The 2,823-nt window shown below is 75.4% G+C and carries 3 protein-coding genes; 1 reads left to right on the forward strand and 2 read right to left on the reverse strand.

Features of this window, described 5'->3' with window-relative positions:
- Positions 1 to 152: 152 nt before the first annotated feature.
- Complete coding sequence (locus tag GTW08_RS12050; protein WP_304580179.1) at positions 153 to 1,280, reverse strand: NAD(P)H-dependent flavin oxidoreductase; 1,128 nt, start codon at positions 1,278 to 1,280, stop codon at positions 153 to 155.
- A 77-nt stretch (positions 1,281 to 1,357) separates the two neighbouring features.
- Here GTW08_RS12050 and GTW08_RS12055 point away from each other — a divergent pair, with 77 nt between their 5' ends.
- Positions 1,358 to 1,972, forward strand: coding sequence for a TetR/AcrR family transcriptional regulator (locus GTW08_RS12055; RefSeq protein ID WP_073577242.1), 615 nt, complete (start codon positions 1,358 to 1,360; stop codon positions 1,970 to 1,972).
- Here GTW08_RS12055 and GTW08_RS12060 read toward each other — a convergent pair.
- The gene (locus GTW08_RS12060; protein ID WP_073577241.1) at positions 1,957 to 2,649 is read right to left on the reverse strand and encodes a DUF899 domain-containing protein; all 693 of its coding nucleotides are present in this window, start codon (positions 2,647 to 2,649) and stop codon (positions 1,957 to 1,959) included. The two genes, GTW08_RS12055 and GTW08_RS12060, sit on opposite strands and share 16 nt — an antisense overlap.
- Positions 2,650 to 2,823 lie beyond the last annotated feature (174 nt).

The raw sequence follows: 2,823 nt of genomic DNA on the forward strand, positions 1-2,823 counted from the left end.
GACCGCGGCCGGGTCGGCGCCGGTGTCGGCGAGCGCCGCGGCGGCCGCGGCGGCACCGAGCCCGACCGGTGACAGGGCGGCGTAGCCGGGCTCGCCGATCCGCTCGGAGGCCTCCCCGACCCCGACGACGACGGGTGTCCGCGGGTCGAGGCTCATCGGACCAGCCCCGCGAGCGCGGCGATACGCTGCTCGCAGTCGCGCGCCATCTCCCGGGTGATCTCGCCCGCGCCGCGCAGCTCGGTGAACGCGCCGACGACCTGCCCGACGAAGAACGACTGCAGCTCCTGGGCGCCGGGGTTCCCGGCGTCGGCTGCGGCGTCGATGCTCGACCAGGCCTGCAGGGTCAGCAGCGGCTGCAGCGGCATCGGCAGCGGCGCCGGCGCGCCGGGTGCGGACCACGCGTCGTGGTAGGCGCTGCGCAGCTGCCGGGCGGGCTTGCCGGTCCGGGCGGGGGAGCGGACGGTGTCGCCGCTGCCCGCGGCGAGGAACTTGCGCTTCACCGACTCCGGCGCCACGTCCTCGACACTGCACAGCCACACCGAGCCGCACCACACCCCGGCCGCGCCGAGCGCGAGCGCGGCGGCCATCTGGTCGCCCGAGGCGATGCCGCCCGCGGCCAGCACCGGACGGTCCCCGGCGACATCGACGATCTCCGGGGTGAGCACCGTCGTCGCGATCGTGCCGGTGTGCCCACCGGCCTCGGTGCCCTGCGCGACGAGCACGTCGACCCCGGCCGCGAGCTGCCGCTCGGCGTGCCGGCGGGTCCCGACCAGCGCGGCGACGGCCATCCCGGCGTCGTGCGCGCGCTCCACGAGGTGCGGCGGCGCGGTACCGAGCGCGTTCGCGACGAGCGCGGGCCGGTGGGCGAACACCGCGTCGAGCTGGGCCTCGGCGCCGCGCCGGCTCATCCCCGCCGCGATCGCGTCGCGCCCGGGGTCGACCGGCACCCGCGGGATGCCGTAGCGGTCGAGCAGGTCGTCGACGAAGGCGAGGTGCTCGGCCGGGAGCTGCGCACGCAACGCGGCGACGAGGTCCTCCCGGTCGGCCCCGGTGTCGGCGGTCTTCTCCGGGACGAGCAGGTCGACCCCGTAGGGCCGCCCGTCGAGCTGCTCCTCGATCCAGGTCAGCTGCGCATCGAGCTCCTCGGCGGTGTAGGAGACCGCGGCGAGTACCCCGAACCCGCCGGCGCGGCTCACCTCGGTCACCACCGCGGGGGACCGGTTGAACCCGACGATCGGGTGCTCGACGCCCAGCAGATCGGTCAGCGCTGTCCTGATCACACCGGTGAGCGTATTACGGACGGACACCGTCCAGAAGTGGGTCGGTGGTCACAGCACCGTCTGGCAGGATCGCCGCCGTGCCCCCGCCGTCGCGCCGCAGCGGACGTCCGCGCGACCCGGACGTCGACCGTCGCGCCCTCGCCGCCGCCCGCGAGGTCTACGGCGAGCGAGGCTGGTCCGGGCTGTCGCTCGAGGAGGTGGCCCGCCGGTCCTCGATCGGGAAGGGGTCGCTGTACCTGCGCTGGCCGACCCGGGCGGCGCTGCTGGTGGCGGCGGTGCGTGACCGGGCCCGCTTCGTCGCCGACATCGACACCGGCTCGCTGCGCGAGGACCTGGTGACCTTCGCCGAGCTGTGGACGGCGTTCGCCACGAGCGACGACGGCCGGCTGGTCGAACGGCTGCTCGTCGACTCCCACCGGGTCCCGGATATCGCGGGCGCGCTCGCCGACGACGCCTACCCCGAGCACGTCCGCGGGGCGCGCACGATGGTGCGCCGCGGCATCGAGCGCGGTGAACTGCCCGCCGGGACGTCGGTGGCGCTGGTCGCGGACCTGGTCGCGGGGGCGGTGCGCAACCACGTCGCGACCACCCCCGCGCACCTCGCCGTCCGCGACGACGCCCGGGGTTACGCGGCGGCGGTCGTCGACACCGTCCTGGCCGGGGTACGGGTGCGGGCTCAGCCCTCGCCGTAGGCGGCGGCGATCTCCTGCGGCCCGGCCCACCGGCTGTAGGTGGGGCCCTGCGGCCAGCCCTCCGGCGAGTCCTGCCAGACCTCCTGGCGGCCGTAGGGCAGCACGTCGACCAGCGGGAACAGGTAGGACAGCTGCTCGGTGCCGCGGCCGTCGGTGTGCCAGGTGCGGAAGACGCGGTCGCCGTCGCGCAGGAACACGTTGACCGCGAAGCCGCCCCCGGGCGGGGCGCCGACGTCGGTGCCGAAGCTGCTGTCGGCCGTCGAGTACCAGGCCATGGTGTTGCCGACGCGACGCCGGTAGGCCAGCGCCTCGTCGATCGGGCCCTGGGTGACGACCACGAAGCGGGCGTCGAACTTCTCCAGGCCGGCGAGCCGGGTGAACTGCGAGGTGAACCCCGTGCACCCGCCGCACTGCCAGTCGGCGCCGTCGTGCCACATGTGGCTGTAGACGATCAGCTGCGGGTGGCCGTCGAAGATCTCGGCGAGGCGGACGGGGCCGTCCTCGCCGTGCAGGACGTAGTCGGGCATCTCGACCATCGGCAGCCGGCGACGGGCGGCGGCGATGGCGTCGAGCTCGCGGGTGGCGGCCTTCTCACGGACGCGCAGCGCGGCGAGCTCGCGCTCCCAGGTGGCGGTGTCGACGACGGGTGGCAGGGCGGCGGTGATCGGCTCGGTCATGTGAGGCGTGACCGGCGTCGCGCCCGGAACTCATCGCTCACAGACCGCGCACAGCGACCGGACAGCATCGCGACAGTGCCGGCGTCGACGGTGGGGTCCTGCCGCCACGACCCCTGAGGAGATCATCCGTGAGCACTGCGACCCCGGTCCGGCCGGGACGGGATCGCGCCGGCG

It is taken from the genome of Pseudonocardia sp. SID8383, assembly GCF_009864975.1.
In the GTDB taxonomy this organism is placed as follows: domain Bacteria; phylum Actinomycetota; class Actinomycetes; order Mycobacteriales; family Pseudonocardiaceae; genus Pseudonocardia; species Pseudonocardia alni.